We start from the raw sequence: 16,201 nt of genomic DNA on the forward strand, positions 1-16,201 counted from the left end.
CCCGTCTATTAGACTGGGTTGCCCTTTTTCGAACCGTTTATTATATAGAAGTTCAACAACTTTTATGCAACATGACATGATTTTCAGCCACTTCTCGTCCATTTACCAACAAGACGACACGATGCTCCCCTGGATAATGCCGACGGGTCGTCAAATCTGACCAGTCGTGCACTCTGGTCGCTGCAAGTCGCGCACCCCCAGCGACGGTTCTATTCGCTAGCAGGAATGCTTTACGACTCGCTTTCCCGTTGGCCTTTATAAACTCAATCGCGTATTCGATACGAACATAAGCAGCATCCCCTGGACGAATGGACACATCGTACTGAATCTCGCACGCCTCCCCTATGCGGATCACGTTCGGATGTATAGAAATCGATGAGTCGACGGTTAAATTTGTTTCCTGCGTATAACCGAATATCGTTAACGCGTCAGGATGGGCTGACTTGATCAGTGTCCGGCATCCGTGTCTAATGATCCAATCGGTATGAGGATGCTCGCCCTGCCATCGTCGCGAGACTGCGAGTACAGCTTCTGGGTGATCTTTCGAGATATCGTTGAGGTTGTTAGCGACACTTTTTCTCACATATAATGATGGATCTTCTTTTAACAACTCTAAAATCTCCAACACTGGAGCTGGGTCTTCTTTGAACATCGGTAACGATTCCGCCCACGGAAGGCGAGGACGACAACCCTCACTCGCCAAACGCCGAACATGTTCGTTCGGATGAATGGCCCAAGCTGTCATTTGGTTCATCACACGCGTTGGTTCCCGCAACAAAAAAGACCTGATCGCAAATTCAGAAGACGACTTCTGTGTGAAGCGTTCGAGCGCTGACATCGAGCGTTCCCAATGCTCTTCTGCCTGTCCATACACCGCTACAAAGTCCGGGAAAAACAAATAAGGAAAGCCGACGCAGTCATCTGCAATTTCAACCAATACGTCCAAAGCTGATTCGTAATTCTGTGGCAAATACTGACCTAGTTTTATCGAAATACGTCGAGTACGCCCTTTGAGTGCCAACGCTTCCCACGATTCATCTATGATTGATGCGATAAAAGCCTGTACGTCAAATGACGGATACACGGTTTGAATACGTCGTCCAAATTCCAACAAAAAGGTCTCATCATACACGTCTTTTAATGGTGTTGCCACTTCTCGTCCCCCTATCCCATTCCATTACATTTATAGTGATATACATTCTCCCTCATTATATTGATTAGTTGAAGCGAATTATAGAAAAAGAGTCCTGAATGAGCACTTCATACGAAGACTCGTTCAGGACTCTGATTTTAAAGGGAATATCCCTCATTAGTCGACTTAGTAGAGCGTCATGTACTGATCGCGCTCCCACTCTGTCACTTGCGTACGGAACATATCCCACTCGATTTCTTTCAACTCGAGGAAGTGCTCACCGATATGTTCACCGAGTGATTCCATGACGACTTTGTCGGTACGGAGTACTTCGAGCGCGTCGAAGAGCGTAGCCGGAAGGTCGTCAATCCCGTTAGCAACACGTTCTGGCTTGTCCATGACGTAGATGTTGCTATCGATCGGCTTCGGAGCCGCCATTTCTTTCTCGATTCCATCAAGACCTGCAGCCAATAGCGTGGCCAAAGCGAGGTACGGGTTCGCCGCCGGGTCGACCGAACGTACTTCGATCCGTGTCGAGAGGCCACGGGCCGCTGGTACACGAACGAGTGGTGAACGGTTGCGCGCGCTCCATGCTACGTAGCAAGGTGCTTCGTAACCAGGAACGAGGCGCTTGTACGAGTTGACAGTCGGGTTACAGACAGCCGTGAACGCACGAGCGTGCTCGAGAATCCCTGCTGTGAAGGCGCGAGCCGTGTCAGAGAGTTCCATTTCGCCGTTTGGATCGTAGAAGACGTTCGTGTCACCTTTGAAGAGCGACATATTGGCGTGCATCCCTGAACCGTTGACACCGAAGAGTGGCTTCGGCATAAACGTCGCGTGAAGACCGTATTTTGCTGCGATCGTCTTGACGACGAGTTTGAACGTTTGGATGTTATCGGCCGTCGTGACCGCATCTGCGTATTTGAAGTCGATCTCGTGCTGACCTGGTGCGACTTCGTGGTGTGATGCTTCGATTTCGAAGCCCATGTTTTCGAGCTCGATGACGATCTCTTTACGGCAGTTCTCGCCGAGGTCGACCGGTGCCAAGTCGAAGTAACCGCCTTGGTCGTTGAGTTCGAGTGTCGGTTGGCCGTTCAAGTCTTTCTTGAAGAGGAAGAACTCAGGCTCTGGTCCGACGTTGAACGCTGTGAAGCCGAGCTTCTGCATGCGCTCGAGGTTACGCTTCAAATTGCCGCGCGGGTCACCGCTGAACGGTTTGCCGTCCGGGGTATAAATATCACAAATCAAGCGAGCGACTTTACCGCTGCCGTCTGTCCACGGGAAGACAACCCATGTGTCAAGGTCTGGATAGAGGTTCATGTCTGATTCCTCGATGCGTACGAACCCTTCGATTGAAGAGCCATCGAACATCATCTTGTTATCAAGTGCTTTGTCCAATTGGCTGATCGGAACCTCGACGTTTTTGATCGTACCGAGGATATCCGTGAATTGAAGACGAATAAAGCGTACGTCCTCTTCTTGTGCGATGCGTTTGATGTCTTCTTTCGTGAACGTTTTTCTGGCCATGGTGAAATGTCCCCTCTCACATTGTGTAATGGTTAGTGTACTGGCGTCATCGATAAAAACGTGACAGCTCACCTTGAATGAGCGACGTCTTATTGAAACGGCCAGCTTCTTGAAGCTGTGTTTTCAATAATTTGTGTAACTCTTGTTCAGAGATTTTCGGTGCTTCATCGACCGGTGCCTTTGGTGACTCCGCATCTTTGGCGTCCGTGTTGTCGAGCATATGACGAATCGCCGCCAAGTTGAAGCCTTGGTCGATAAAATCCTTGATCGTGAGTAGACGTTCGACATCATTAAAGGAATAGAGCCGTCGTTTCGATTCCGTCCGACTAGGCGAAATTAGACCCTGTTCTTCATAGTACCGAATCTGTCTACCTGTCAGCTGTGTCAAATCTTGAACGATTCCAATCGGAAACAACGGGTTGGAGCGACGAAATTGATCGGCCATCTCTTATCCCTCCTTTTCTGTCTCACACTGTGAGAATAATACATGACAACTTACCTGTCAATAGATGTTAAGAAAGTTAACATGACATTTCGGTTACAACTTCTGTGAGATATTGTCACGGTCAAATGTGACGAGCTCTTTCGTCCGCAATTGGCTCAAGGCGAGCATGAGCGCGACCTTGACGTGGGCGTAAGTCAATCCGCCTTGGACGTAGGCCGTGTATGGAGCCCGGAGTGGTCCATCGGCCGACAGTTCAATCGATGATCCTTGAATGAACGTCCCGGCCGCCATGATGACGTCATCCTCATAGCCCGGCATATAGGCTGGTACCGGCAACGCGTGGGCATTGACCGGTGACGCCATTTGGATGCTCTGACAGAAGGCGATCATCTTGTCACGGTCGCGGAACGTCACCGATTGAATCAAATCGGTCCGGGGCGTCGTATAATGCGGGTCGGTCTCGAAACCGAGCAATCCGAGTAGGCTCGCCGTCAAGTGTGCCCCTTTCAACGCTTGGGCGACCGTATGTGGCGCCATGTAAAACCCTTGGTACATCTCTTGGAGCGAGTAGAGTGACGGACCGGCCTCGCTCCCGATGCCTGGCGTCGTCATGCGGAACGAACAGCGTTCGACGAGTTCTTTCGTCCCGGCGATATAGCCGCCCGTCTTCGCCAAGCCGCCACCCGGGTTCTTGATGAGCGAGCCGGCCATGAGATCGGCCCCGACGTGGGTCGGTTCGATCGTCTCGACGAACTCGCCGTAGCAGTTGTCGACGAAGATGAAGACGTGCGGATGTGCCGCTTTGATCTTCCTGATCGCCTCACCGATTTCTTGGACCGGGATGCTGCGACGATTGGCGTAACCTTTCGAGCGCTGGATGCCGACGAGCTTTGTCTCAGGACGAATCCGTCCGATGACGGTCTCGACGTCGATTCGGTCCTCTTTCAGCTCGACCGTGTCGTAGCCGACACCGAGTTCTTTGAGCGACCCACGGCCGTCTCCACGAATCCCGACGATCTCTTCGAGCGTATCGTACGGCTTGCCGGTGATATAGAGCAGCTCATCTCCTGGCAACAACACACCGAACAAGGCGATCCCGATGGCGTGTGTCCCGGAGATGATTTGCGGACGGCATAGGGCGAGGTCCGCCCCGAACACGTCGGCGTAGATCGACTCGAGCGTGTCGCGCCCGATATCGTCATAGCCGTACCCGGTCGTCGGATTGAAATGGAAATCCGACACTTTGTGTTTCTTGAACGACTCGAGGACACGGTATTGGTTGAACTCCGCCGTCGCCTCGATCGTTTCAAAATATGGTTTTACCCGTTCTTCCGCCTCGGTCACGAACGGGGCCAATTCATCATAGTACGCAATCTTTTCTTGCCACATCATTGTTTCACACCTCAAATGGTTTCAGCGTCGCATATAGACGCGTGTCTTCTCTCATATATCCGACGAGTTCGACCGAACCGTCATCGAGGAACTTCTCCTCGAGACGATACATCGAATCTTTGGCCGGATGGTAATGCTCGAACGAGCGGACCGGCAAGACGACGTGTACTTTCGTCAACACATCCGCAATCTTATCTTCAATCGCGCCGATGAGCGTCTCGATATCGGTCGAATCGAGCGCCGAGATGACGAGCGGTCCGCCGACGAAGTCTTCGGTCAACCGGTCTTTCTTATTGTATACCTCGAGCTGCGGTACCTCACTCGCCCCGAGTTCCGACAAGACCGAATTCGTCGTGTCGATTTGGTTCATGTAATGCGGATTCGATGCGTCGATGACGTGCAAGACGAGGTCGGCCCCGAGCACTTCCTCGAGCGTCGAGCGGAACGCGGCGACGAGTTTCGTCGGCAAGTCCCGGATAAATCCGACCGTGTCCGTGATCAGCACTTTACCGCCCCGCGGCAACTCGAGCTCGCGCGTGAGCGGGTCGAGCGTCGCGAACAGTTCGTCCTGTTCGTACGTATCCGCATCCGTCAAGCGGTTAAAGATTGTCGACTTCCCGGCGTTCGTGTAACCGACGAGCGCGACTTGGAACACACGGTTTTCTTTCCGACGCTCCCGGTAACGGTCACGGTGCGCGACCGTGCCTTCGAGATTTTTCTTGATTTCATCGATGCGGCGCTTGATGTGACGACGGTCGGACTCGAGTTTCGTCTCACCCGGTCCCCGAGTCCCGATTCCGCCACCGAGACGTGACAACTGCGTGCCTTGTCCGATCAAACGTGGAAGCAGGTAGTTCATCTGAGCGAGCTCGACTTGGAGCTTCCCTTCTTTCGATTGGGCCCGTCCGGCAAAGATGTCTAAAATCAATTGCGTCCGGTCAATCAGTTTCATCTCGTCCGGGTCGTTCAGCGAGATGCGGATATTCTTCGATTGGGCCGGCGACAGCTCGGCGTTGAAGATGACGATGTCCGGCTCGAACTGTTCGATGAGCACCGCGAGCTCCTCGACTTTCCCTTTTCCGATGAATGTGCGGCGGTCGACTTGTTGCCGTTTCTGGTCGAGACGGGCGACGACCTCACCTCGTGCCGTATCGACCAATTCGACGAGTTCTCCCATCGATTGTTCATATGTCCAATCGTCGACGGTCGGTAATTGACACCCGACGATAATGACTTTCTCTCGTTGCATAAAAATCCCTCATTCCTATAAGTCTCATCCTCCATCTTACCACGAAACGACGAATGGAGAACGTCCGTTTGTGGTAAGATATGAGGAGAAGGAGGAACGTCCATGACGAAACGTAGAAAAGAGTATCCATTGCCTGAATATATCGAGGCGTACTTGTTCCATCTCGGCGCGAGCGGCCGTCAACCGTCCACGCTGAAACGCTATCGGTACGATTTGATCGATGTGCACAAATACTTTCATGACCATAACGTCGAGCTCGATGCCCCGGAGGCGTGGCTCGCCGTCCCGCTCGAATCGTGGAAGACGTTCGTCAACGACTTCCTCATCGAGGAGAAACAATATCAACAGGCGACGGTCGCCCGGATTGTCACCGTCATCAATAGCCTGACCGTCTTCTTGAACCCGCTCCGTAAGAAGATGCTGACGTATGCGCAACCGGCCCACACGCTCACCGTCGACCAGATTGCCTTGCCCGCTGAGTTCAACAAGCTCGTCCGAACGATCCGCTCAACAAGCGGTCTGAGCGAGAATCAGCTTCAGGCGCATCCATACCTCGTCAACCGAAACGAGTTGATCGTCACTCTGTTCTATAAGTACGGTCTCCGGGTCCACCATATCATCCGTCTCCGGATGAACGACCTGCACCTCGCGAGCCACGAGTTCGACGTCTATGACCGGCTCGGCAACCGGTTCACGTTGAAACTTAGTCCAGAGGACCAGGCACTTCTCATGAACTATTTGGCCGACATCCCGACGCCGGTCCGTCCGCGCTGGTACTCGGATGATCCTGTATTCGTCTCTTTCGATTTCGCCCGAATGACATTCCGCTGGGTGTATGCGAAGAACCAGCCGAAACAGTTGACGATCGTCATGATCACGAAGATGATGCGCCAATTGAACGAACGGAGCGGTCTCACCCGCTCGGTCACACCATCGATGCTCCGGAACGCCCACGTCTTGAAGACGTACGCGACCGACATGACGTCACTCGAGCGGATGAATGTGACATGTATGCATAAAGAGTCATCACTCCGGCGCTACGAACAGGCGTACGCGGAGTTCGGTAGCGAACTCTACGGCGAACAAATCCCAAACGAAAACCCCGCCTTGTAACAGGACGGGGTTTTGTATGTTAATGGGCCCATTCATCTCGCAACAGCCCGTACACGACGTGGTCGACGTAGCGGTCATAGAGCCACTCCGCATTGCGAAGCACCCCTTCTTCGAGGAAACCGAATCGCTCGGGCAGCGCCCGGCTCTTCACGTTCCCAGTTGCGACCCGAATCTCGATTTTATCGAGTTTCAAATCACGGAACCCATAATCGATGACCGTCTCGAGCGCTTGACTCATGATGCCCTTGCCTTGAAAGTCTTGGCCGAGCCAATAGCCGACCGTCCCGCATTTGATGCCCCGGTCGATGTCATTGAAGCCGATCGTCCCGGCGAGCTCGTCCTGATACACAATCGCGAACGATTTCGGATAGCCGCCCGTCTCCATCAATCCTTTGATTCGTCCTTCGATGTTTTGCCGCGAATCTTCGACCGTCTCGGTGTAATCGAGCCACCCGAGCCACTCGCGAAGGTATGGCTTCGATGCCATCGTCAATTGGAACAACGCCTCCGCGTCGTCAATGGTGAACATTCGTAGTTGAAGCTGGTCGTTGATGTCATAGCGTAACATGTCGTTTCCCCCGTTTACTTTCCAATTATTGTACTCTTAATGATTTTATCGTAAACTATTTGTAAATAATTTGAAAGCGGTGAAAGTATGTAATTCGACCTCATGTCATCCACCCAAAATTGAATAGTTCCGGAGGAGAGTCATGATGAAGTCGTTTTACCTGATGCTGGTCAGTCAATGGCTGGCCAATATTGGTGACGTGCTTTATATCGTCGCCTTAATCGCTTTGTTATATCAACAGACCGGTTCCGCCCTGGCTGCGGCCAGTTTCCCGATTGCCGTCACGCTCGGCATGACCGTGAGCGGTCTGTTCTTTGCCCGCATCTTATCTCGGTTCACCTTCGGTCAGATGTTGCTCGTCACACAACTGTTGAAGACAGTCTTGCTCGGGGCCGTCATTTGGTCGGAGTCGATTCTCGTCCTCGGCCTCGTCGTGCTCATCGCCTTCTTGGATGGGTTCGCCCGTCCGGTCCAGGCGTCGTTCATCCCCAGGCTGACGACGAATCGCCAACAAGCGAACAGTCTCGTCCAAGGGTCGAACCAGTTCATTCAGCTGGCGATGTGGCCTCTCGGCACGATGGTCGTCGCTTCCTTCTCAAGCGAGCTCGCTCTGATGATCGCGTTGATGTTGTTCATGCTCTCGACGCTCGTCACGCTTCGCTTCGTCCGTTCACTCGACCGCGACGTGACGGTAGAAGATGGCGAATCAGACATATCGCTTAAGGACAGCCTCGCCTTCGTGCGCACTGCTCCTTTCGCCAGGTTAATCACGGTGTTCGTCACGTTCGAGTCGTTCGTCAGCACACTCTGGATCTCGGCGCTCTTGCTCGTCTATTTGGAACGCCACCTCCACATCGATACGGGCTGGTGGGGAACGATGAACGCGAGCTTCTTGATTAGCATGATTCTGGCCAGCGCTTACCTGTATCGCGCAAAGCGCAACAGCTCGCTCGCCGTCAGCTCCATCTTGTCTGTCTTAGCGGCCCTATTGTTCGGCATGACATCTCATATCGCGTTCGCGCTCATCGCGCTCGCGGTTCAAGGATACGCCACCCAGCTCCGCATCATCCAGACGAACACGGTGCTCCAAGAAATGACACCTGCCTCGCAACTTCCGTACGTGTATAGCGTCCAACAGACGGCCTACACCCTCGCCTTCAGCATCGGCAGCCTGACGTTCGGACTACTCGCGGACGGATTGCCGATTGCCATCGTCTATTTGATTGGCGCAGCGTTGACCGTTCCGCTCGTCTGGGTCGGTCGACAAATCGACCAGATGGGAGATGTGGTCCAATCTTCATAACAAAAAGGCGCCCCCTTATATGATTTACAATTCCTTTGGTTACAACAGATTCATTCCGCATCACGTATACTAAAAGAAAATACTAGTTAGGAGGAATCTAAATATGAACACGTTATCAAACCAGGAAAAGGACGAGATATTGCAAACTCTACATGTACGATTTAACGCCCATCCCGAACGACATCCTGATCTCACTTGGCCCGACGTCTTGACTCGCCTTCAAGAGGACGACCAGAAACTCGTCGTGCTTGCCGAGATGGAACGAACCGGCGGCGAACCTGATGTGATTCGACTTCCGAATGGCGCCTTAGCTTTTTGCGACTGCTCTCCAGAAAGTCCGAGTGGTCGACGCAGCCTATGCTATGACGCTTCGGCGTTGGCGGCACGGAAGAAGAACAAACCGGATGGGAGCGCCGTCGCATTGGCTGAGGAGATGGGAATCGAGCTACTCGACGAAGCAACGTATCGTCATCTACAGACGCTCGGTTCGTTCGATTTGAAAACATCGAGCTGGATTGTCACTCCAGAAACGATTCGTCAAAAAGGTGGCGCCTTATTCTGCGACCGCCGCTACGACCATATCTTCCTCTATCATAATGGTGCCGATTCGTATTATGCGGCCCGTGGATTCCGCGGGATGTTGATTCTTTGAGCAGGGCCACGGGCCTTGCTTTTTGATGTGGATAGCCAAAAGAAAATGACTGGGAACTATGTCACCCATCAGCGTTGGCTCCTCTAAATCTTGAAACAATATTTGTTCCCCAGATGCACACGGACCCCAGCCAAGAAAAAATATGTTCAGACAATCAAAAGAAGGTTAGCCTACTCCGAATATCTTTCTTAAGATTTTTTGATCAAAATACGGTGTTTGAAATAAACGATAACCATTCATCATGTCTTAACTGTTCAAATTTTAAAGCCTACCTCCTATATGCCTACCAAAAATTTCAAATGAATGAACGGATGGGCATGATGGTTTATCTCACGTCTACATCACCCCAACAAAAAAACTGCAGACGATTCGTCTGCAGTTCAATCTTACGCGTGAAGCGTGACATTCAATTCTTCGGCGACCGCCTTGAAGGCAGCGAGCGCACGTTCGAGGTCGTCACGGGTATGTTCCGCCGTCACGATCGTCCGAATCCGGGCCTTACCTTTCTCGACCGTCGGGAAGGCGATGCTCTGTGCGAACACGCCGTGGTCTTTCAGCTTGTCCGAGAACGTGTGTGCGAGTGTCTCTTCACCGAGCATGACCGGCGTGATCGGTGTCGTCGCATGCCCGATATCGAAGCCGAGATCACGAAGTCCTGTCTTAAAGAACTCGGTGTTCGCCCATAACTTATCGAACAGTTCCTCTTCTTCCTTCATGACACGAATCGCTTCACGGTTCGCCGCAACGACCGCTGGCGGGTGTGACGTCGAGAACAAGAACGGGCGTCCTTTTTGAATCAAGAAGTCACGCACGTCGTTCGAGCAGGCGACGTATCCGCCGAGGACGCCGATCGCTTTCGATAGCGTCCCGACTTGGAGCGCGACCCGTCCGTCGAGACCGAAGTGGTTGACCGTACCGCGACCATTCTTCCCGAGCACGCCCGAAGCGTGGGCGTCGTCGACCATGACCGCCGCGTCATACTTCTCGGCGAGCTCGACGATTTCCGGGAGAGGCGCGATATTGCCGTCCATCGAGAAGACGCCGTCCGTAACGATGAGACGTGTCCGGTAATCTTGAGTCTCTTTCAAGGCCGCTTCTAAGTCCTCGAGATCGACGTGTTTATAGATGCGGCGGGCCGCTTTCGTCAACCGGATGCCGTCGATGATCGAAGCGTGGTTGAGCGCGTCGCTGATGACGACGTCTTCTGGGCCGAGTAGCGCCGACAAGACGCCGAGGTTCGTCGCGAAGCCCGACTGGAACACGAGCGCCGCTTCCGTATGCTTGAACTCGGCGAGCTCGCGTTCGAACGCCTCATGCATCTCGAACGTCCCGGCGATCGTCCGCACCGACCCAGTGCCGGCACCAAACTGTTCGACCGCTTCGATTGCCGCTTGCTTCAAGCGCGGATGGTTGGCGAGACCGAGATAGTTGTTCGACGATAGCTGGACGAGCGACTTGCCACCGATCGTGACCTCGTTCCCTTGTGCTGATTCGAGCGGCACGAGCGAGCGGAACGTGCCCGCTTGTTTCATTTCATTGACTGCTTCTGTAATATGTTCAAATGCCATATTGATTCCCCCTGTTTATGGTAATAAGACGACCTTTCCACATTTCCCGGCCCGCATGAGCTCGAAACCTTGCTCGAACTCCTCGAGCTTGAACACGTGCGTGATAATCGGTTCCACGTTCAGCTGACCCGTCGCGAGAAGCGTCGACACTTGGCCCCACGTCTCATACATCTTGCGTCCGGTGATGCCTTGGACGCGTACCCCTTTAAAGACGACGTCACGTGTCAGGTCGATCGCGACCGGTTTGGCCGGGAGTGACAACACGTTGACATCGCCGCCGGCCGTGACCATCTTGAACGCCTGGTCGATGGCGACCGGATGCCCGCTCATCTCACAAACGACATCGATGCCGTCCCCCTCCGTCTGATCCATGATCAGCTCGAGCGGATTTTGCTCAAGGCTATTGATGACGACGTCCGCCCCCATGTCTTCGGCGAGCTTCAACCGATACGGGTTGACATCGATCGCATAGACCCGGCTCGCGCCCGCTGCTTTGGCGACACCGACGGCCATGAGTCCGATCGGCCCACAACCGACGATGGCGACCGACTTGGCCGACACGTCACTGGCGAGCACCGTATGGACAGCGTTACCGAGCGGTTCTTGAATCGAGGCGAGCTTCGACGGCATCGACTCGGGGTTGACCCACAAGTTCTCTTCCGGCATGACGACGTACTCGGCGAAACAGCCTTGCGTGTCGACACCGATGATTTTCGTGTTCTTACAGATGTGATATTGCCCTCGCAAACATTGTTTGCATTGATGACAGACGATATGCGTCTCGGCCGACACGGTCTGTCCGATTTGGATGCGTTTCGTACCTTCCCCGAGCGCCACGACTTCCCCCGCGAACTCGTGACCGAACACGTATGGCGGTTTAACTCGGCTCTTCGCCCAGTCGTCCCACTCATAGATGTGGACATCGGTCCCGCAAATCGATGTCGCCTTCACTTTGATCAACACTTGCCCGGCTCCTGGTGTCGGGATTGGCACTTCGACCAACTTCGCCCCGAATCCGGCCGTATGTTTTTGAATCGCTTTCATCACAGGTGTCGTTGCTTCCTTCTCTGTCATAGACACGAGCTGTTCCATTGAAAACGTCCCCCTCTTCATCTCTTGATCGAACTTCACGTTCCCTTTCATCTTGTCATAAAATGACGAACCTGAGAAGATAGAACGTCATATTTTCAGACACAAAAGAGAAGCCATCCGCGCCGATGGCTTCTCTTACAAGAATAGGACCTATGTCCCGACCGCAAGCTCATCGTGGTTCGATGATGAGCTTGATTGCCGTTCGTTCTTCTCCGTCAATCATAATATCGGTGAACGCAGGGATGCAAATCAAATCCAGCCCGCTCGGCGCGACGAAACCACGCGCGATCGCGACCGCTTTGATGGATTGATTGAGCGCCCCGGCGCCGATTGCTTGAATCTCACACGTTCCTTTTTCACGAAGTACGCCAGCGAGTGCACCCGCCACGGAGTTAGGATTCGATTTTGCCGAAACTTTGAGTACGTCCATTCTTGTTTCCCCCTCGGGTAGGTTGTTCAATCAAACCATACGGTCTGATCATCTAGGTGTATGCGTTCGATTTTTGTGGCTCGTTTCGATTGGTCATCGATAGTGATTAAAACTCCATTAAGTTGTTCCCGTCCCTCGGCAACTTCAAACCGGACCGGGAGTTGTGTCATGAATTTTCTCAAGACGACCTCGGCATCCATGCCGAGCACCCCGTCGAGCGGGCCGGTCATCCCGACGTCGGTGATGTATGCCGTGCCGTTGTTCAATACGCGGTTGTCAGCCGTCTGGACGTGCGTATGGGTGCCGACGACGGCTTGAACGCGTCCATCGAGATGATAGCCCATCGCAATCTTCTCACTCGTCGCTTCAGCGTGCATATCGACGAAGATCGCATCGACCTCACCACGGATTTCTTCGACGAGGGCATCGACCGTGCGGAACGGACAGTCGAGCGATGGCAGGAACACCGTCCCCATCGCATTGATGACGGCGAGCTTCTTCCCACCTTGTTTCAACACCATCATGCCGACACCAGGTGTGCCTTCCGGATAGTTGGCCGGACGGATGATACGGTCGGCATCATCGATCCAGTCGAAGATGTCACGGTTGTCCCAAGTATGATTCCCCATCGTCACGCCATGGAACCCAAGCTCAAGGAACTGTTGGTAGATTTTTTTTGTGATACCGCGTCCGTTGGCTGCGTTTTCACCGTTGACGAGCATGAACGTCGGGCTATACTTGCTCTTCAAGCGTCCGATTTGGGCACTCAGGATGTCGCGACCCGGTTTTCCGACCACGTCGCCGATAAATAAAATTTTCATAGTTTTGTCCTCCTCCAATAGAAAAAGCGGAGAATGTCTCCGCTCTTGTTACTTCGCATAATCGACGGCACGCGTTTCGCGAATGACCGTCACTTTGATTTGGCCTGGATAATCAAGCTCATCTTCGATCCGTTTACAGATGTCGCGGGCCATCTTGTTCGCCACGACGTCGTCGACGACGTCTGGGCGGACGATGATCCGGACTTCACGTCCCGCTTGGATGGCATATGATTTCTCGACTCCTTCGAACGACTCACAAATCGCTTCGAGGCGCTCAAGGCGTCGGATATAGCTTTCGAGCGTCTCTTGACGGGCTCCTGGACGCGCCGCTGACAAGGCGTCAGCCGCTGCGACGAGAACCGCGATCGTCGAGGTCGCTTCGACGTCCCCGTGGTGCGAGGCGATCGAGTTGATGACGACCGGATGCTCTTTGTACTTCGTGGCGAGCTCGACACCGATTTCGACGTGGCTGCCTTCGACTTCATGGTCGATGGCTTTCCCGATATCGTGGAGGAGACCCGCTCGTTTGGCGAGCGTGACGTCTTCCCCGAGCTCGGCGGCCATCATCCCAGCGAGATGGGCCACTTCGACCGAGTGGGCGAGCACGTTTTGACCGTAACTCGTCCGGTAACGCATTCGACCGAGCGTCTTGACGAGGTCCGGGTGGACACCGTGGATGCCGGCTGAGAATGTCGCTTCTTCTCCGTATTCACGGATGCGCTCATCGACTTCTCGACGCGACTTCTCGACCATCTCTTCGATGCGGGCCGGGTGAATCCGACCGTCTTGAACGAGTTTCTCGAGCGTCATCTTGGCGATTTCACGACGGACCGGGTCGAATCCAGACAGGATGACCGCTTCCGGCGTGTCATCGATGATGAGGTCGATGCCGGTGAGCGTCTCGAGCGTGCGGATGTTACGTCCTTCACGTCCGATGATGCGTCCTTTCATCTCATCACTCGGCAAGTTGACGACTGATACGGTCGTCTCGGCGACGTGTTCGGCCGCATAACGTTGCATCGTGAGAGACAAGAGGTGTTTCGCTTTTTTATCAGCTTCTAATTTTGCTTTTTGCTCGATTTCTTTTTGAAGGAGAGCAGCATCGTGAAGCGCTTCCTGCTTCGCTTCGTCCATGATGATGGTCCGTGCTTCTTCTTTCGACAAGGCTGCCACGCGTACTAGTTCTTGGCGTGCCTCCTCATATAATTCCTCCACTTTGCTCTCGAGCGTTTCCGCTTCACGCTTCCGTTTCGCGAGTGCAGCCTCACGTTCATCCAAGGCGTCTTCTTTCCGTTCAAGCATGTCTGCTTTCCGGTCGAGAAGCTCTTCCTTTTGGACGAAACGATTTTCTTTCACTTTCTGCTCTTCACGTCGTTCGCGCAATTCTTGTTCGGTTTCATTGCGAAGTTGAATCATCTCTTCTTTTACTTCAAGCCGTGCTTCTTTTTGCATCGCTTCCGATTGTTGTCGCGCTTGCTCTACAATCTTGGTCGCTTCCGTCTCGGCACCTTGAATCTTCGCTTCGGCGATCGATTTACGCACAAAAAAACCTGCAACAAAAGCTATCGGCAAAAGGAGGATCAGAATAAGCTCTAATAGCCATTCCATCATGTTCACCTCCCTTTCGCAAGGTTATTTTATTTTTTCATGAATGAAAACGCGAGCGAGCCCGCGTATAGCTTTATTGTACTTATTTACCTGTTAGAATGCAATGCACGGACAGGATAGAACTACCAATTCATCAAAAAAATTATACTAAAAAAATCTCGCCTGAACCATGTCAGGCGAGAAACGTTGCTTACTCTTCGTCTAAAAGTGAGAGGACGTCATCGTTGTCAGCTTCGACTGTGACCGTCTTTTCACCGTTGAGACCGTAGTGGTCGCGGATTCGTTCTTCGACCGATGCGGCCACCGACGGGTTCTCTTTCATATACTGCTTCGCGTTCTCACGGCCTTGACCGAGACGCTCTTCGTTGTACGAGTACCACGCGCCGCTCTTTTGAACGATATCGAGGTCGGCCCCGATGTCGATGAGCTCGCCTTCACGCGAGATGCCTTCGCCGTACATGATATCGACTTCCGCCGTCTTGAACGGAGGCGCGATCTTGTTTTTGACGACTTTGATTTTCGTCCGGTTCCCGACCATGTCTTGGCCTTGTTTGAGCGTTTCAGCACGACGGACTTCGAGACGGACCGACGAGTAGAACTTGAGGGCACGACCACCAGGTGTCGTTTCCGGGTTACCGAACATGATTCCGATTTTCTCACGGATTTGGTTGATGAAGATGACGATCGTCTTCGACTTGTTCGTCGCACCAGACAATTTACGGAGCGCTTGGCTCATGAGGCGGGCTTGAAGACCGACGTGTGAGTCACCCATCTCCCCTTCAATCTCGGCTTTCGGAACGAGTGCCGCAACCGAGTCGACGACGAGGATATCGACCGCACCAGAGCGGACGAGGGCTTCCGCGATTTCAAGGGCTTGTTCCCCTGTATCCGGTTGTGATAGGAGCAACTCATCGATGTTGACGCCCAAGTTTTGTGCGTATTTCGGGTCGAGCGCGTGCTCAGCGTCGACGAAGGCAGCTTGTCCGCCGCGCTTTTGAACTTCAGCGATGGCATGAAGCGCTACCGTCGTCTTACCTGACGATTCAGGTCCGTACACTTCGATGACACGACCACGTGGATAACCACCTGCACCGAGGGCGATGTCGAGGGCGATTGAGCCTGACGGGGTCACCGAAACTTGCTGATCTGTATTTTCACCGAGGCGCATGATTGAGCCTTTACCGAATTGTTTCTCAATTTGGCGTAATGCCATTTCTAACGCTTGTTTACGATCACTCATAGATTAATGAGCCTCCTTTGATTGATACTTTCATTATAAGCGAAGCGAAGACGATACACAA

15 protein-coding genes are annotated in these 16,201 nt (G+C 53.1%); 3 read left to right on the plus strand and 12 right to left on the minus strand.

The annotated features are described in order from the left end of the window. Positions 1-52 precede the first annotated feature (52 nt). From KNP74_RS01095 to hflX, 5 genes are all read right to left on the minus strand, one after another. Complete coding sequence (locus tag KNP74_RS01095) at positions 53-1,153, minus strand: DNA alkylation repair protein (protein WP_214763196.1); 1,101 nt, start codon at positions 1,151-1,153, stop codon at positions 53-55. A gap of 165 nt (positions 1,154-1,318) precedes the next feature. After that, complete coding sequence (gene glnA / locus KNP74_RS01100; RefSeq protein ID WP_034777799.1) at positions 1,319-2,659, minus strand: type I glutamate--ammonia ligase; 1,341 nt, start codon at positions 2,657-2,659, stop codon at positions 1,319-1,321. A gap of 46 nt (positions 2,660-2,705) precedes the next feature. After that, on the minus strand, positions 2,706-3,104 hold the full coding sequence (locus KNP74_RS01105) for a MerR family transcriptional regulator (protein ID WP_021067593.1): 399 nt from the start codon (positions 3,102-3,104) through the stop codon (positions 2,706-2,708). A 93-nt stretch (positions 3,105-3,197) separates the two neighbouring features. Beyond that, positions 3,198-4,493, minus strand: coding sequence for a methionine gamma-lyase family protein (locus KNP74_RS01110; protein WP_138860295.1), 1,296 nt, complete (start codon positions 4,491-4,493; stop codon positions 3,198-3,200). 7 nt (positions 4,494-4,500) lie between these two features. After that, a complete protein-coding gene (gene hflX, locus KNP74_RS01115) occupies positions 4,501-5,745 on the minus strand; it encodes a GTPase HflX (RefSeq protein ID WP_138859333.1) in 1,245 nt (414 codons plus the stop codon). Between the two features lie 102 nt (positions 5,746-5,847). Between hflX and KNP74_RS01120 the strand changes: the two genes are divergently transcribed. Continuing rightward, entirely contained in the window at positions 5,848-6,858 is a 1,011-nt protein-coding gene (locus KNP74_RS01120; protein ID WP_214711301.1) for a site-specific integrase, read from the plus strand. 19 nt (positions 6,859-6,877) lie between these two features. Here KNP74_RS01120 and KNP74_RS01125 read toward each other — a convergent pair whose 3' ends face one another. Further along, on the minus strand, positions 6,878-7,426 hold the full coding sequence (locus KNP74_RS01125) for a GNAT family N-acetyltransferase (RefSeq protein WP_138859331.1): 549 nt from the start codon (positions 7,424-7,426) through the stop codon (positions 6,878-6,880). A gap of 145 nt (positions 7,427-7,571) precedes the next feature. Here KNP74_RS01125 and KNP74_RS01130 point away from each other — a divergent pair, with 145 nt between their 5' ends. Continuing rightward, a complete protein-coding gene (locus tag KNP74_RS01130; RefSeq protein WP_138859330.1) occupies positions 7,572-8,729 on the plus strand; it encodes an MFS transporter in 1,158 nt (385 codons plus the stop codon). A gap of 103 nt (positions 8,730-8,832) precedes the next feature. Further along, complete coding sequence (locus KNP74_RS01135) at positions 8,833-9,381, plus strand: DUF4256 domain-containing protein (protein WP_138859329.1); 549 nt, start codon at positions 8,833-8,835, stop codon at positions 9,379-9,381. A 386-nt stretch (positions 9,382-9,767) separates the two neighbouring features. On the opposite strand, the gene KNP74_RS01140 is transcribed toward KNP74_RS01135, so the two are convergent. The 6 genes from KNP74_RS01140 to recA form a co-directional block, all read right to left on the minus strand. Next, complete coding sequence (locus KNP74_RS01140; protein ID WP_214707601.1) at positions 9,768-10,949, minus strand: glycine C-acetyltransferase; 1,182 nt, start codon at positions 10,947-10,949, stop codon at positions 9,768-9,770. A 15-nt stretch (positions 10,950-10,964) separates the two neighbouring features. After that, positions 10,965-12,041, minus strand: coding sequence for an L-threonine 3-dehydrogenase (tdh, locus tag KNP74_RS01145; protein WP_138859327.1), 1,077 nt, complete (start codon positions 12,039-12,041; stop codon positions 10,965-10,967). A gap of 169 nt (positions 12,042-12,210) precedes the next feature. After that, positions 12,211-12,471, minus strand: a complete 261-nt coding sequence (locus tag KNP74_RS01150) for a stage V sporulation protein S (protein WP_012726477.1) — start codon at positions 12,469-12,471, stop codon at positions 12,211-12,213. A gap of 26 nt (positions 12,472-12,497) precedes the next feature. Next, on the minus strand, positions 12,498-13,292 hold the full coding sequence (locus KNP74_RS01155) for a TIGR00282 family metallophosphoesterase (protein ID WP_138859326.1): 795 nt from the start codon (positions 13,290-13,292) through the stop codon (positions 12,498-12,500). A gap of 48 nt (positions 13,293-13,340) precedes the next feature. Beyond that, complete coding sequence (gene rny / locus KNP74_RS01160) at positions 13,341-14,903, minus strand: ribonuclease Y (RefSeq protein ID WP_029595337.1); 1,563 nt, start codon at positions 14,901-14,903, stop codon at positions 13,341-13,343. Between the two features lie 187 nt (positions 14,904-15,090). Continuing rightward, positions 15,091-16,140 (minus strand): recombinase RecA, encoded by a 1,050-nt coding sequence (recA, locus tag KNP74_RS01165; protein ID WP_021067612.1) that lies wholly within the window; start codon positions 16,138-16,140, stop codon positions 15,091-15,093. Positions 16,141-16,201: the final 61 nt, after the last annotated feature.

Origin of the sequence: Exiguobacterium sp. s141, assembly GCF_018618085.1 — a bacterium.
Classification (GTDB): domain Bacteria; phylum Bacillota; class Bacilli; order Exiguobacteriales; family Exiguobacteriaceae; genus Exiguobacterium; species Exiguobacterium mexicanum_A.

Bases quoted from the DNA above. Each gene is read 5' to 3' on its own strand.
- KNP74_RS01105 (WP_021067593.1), bottom strand. From the start codon at position 3,104: ATGGCCGATCAATTTCGTCGCTCCAACCCGTTGTTTCCGATTGGAATC.
- hflX (WP_138859333.1), bottom strand. From the start codon at position 5,745: ATGCAACGAGAGAAAGTCATTATCGTCGGGTGTCAATTACCGACCGTC.
- KNP74_RS01125 (WP_138859331.1), bottom strand. From the start codon at position 7,426: ATGTTACGCTATGACATCAACGACCAGCTTCAACTACGAATGTTCACC.
- KNP74_RS01155 (WP_138859326.1), bottom strand. From the start codon at position 13,292: ATGAAAATTTTATTTATCGGCGACGTGGTCGGAAAACCGGGTCGCGAC.
- rny (WP_029595337.1), bottom strand. From the start codon at position 14,903: ATGATGGAATGGCTATTAGAGCTTATTCTGATCCTCCTTTTGCCGATA.
- KNP74_RS01135 (WP_138859329.1), top strand. From the start codon at position 8,833: ATGAACACGTTATCAAACCAGGAAAAGGACGAGATATTGCAAACTCTA.
- KNP74_RS01110 (WP_138860295.1), bottom strand. From the start codon at position 4,493: ATGTGGCAAGAAAAGATTGCGTACTATGATGAATTGGCCCCGTTCGTG.
- recA (WP_021067612.1), bottom strand. From the start codon at position 16,140: ATGAGTGATCGTAAACAAGCGTTAGAAATGGCATTACGCCAAATTGAG.
- KNP74_RS01150 (WP_012726477.1), bottom strand. From the start codon at position 12,471: ATGGACGTACTCAAAGTTTCGGCAAAATCGAATCCTAACTCCGTGGCG.
- glnA (WP_034777799.1), bottom strand. From the start codon at position 2,659: ATGGCCAGAAAAACGTTCACGAAAGAAGACATCAAACGCATCGCACAA.
- KNP74_RS01130 (WP_138859330.1), top strand. From the start codon at position 7,572: ATGAAGTCGTTTTACCTGATGCTGGTCAGTCAATGGCTGGCCAATATT.
- tdh (WP_138859327.1), bottom strand. From the start codon at position 12,041: ATGGAACAGCTCGTGTCTATGACAGAGAAGGAAGCAACGACACCTGTG.
- KNP74_RS01140 (WP_214707601.1), bottom strand. From the start codon at position 10,949: ATGGCATTTGAACATATTACAGAAGCAGTCAATGAAATGAAACAAGCG.
- KNP74_RS01120 (WP_214711301.1), top strand. From the start codon at position 5,848: ATGACGAAACGTAGAAAAGAGTATCCATTGCCTGAATATATCGAGGCG.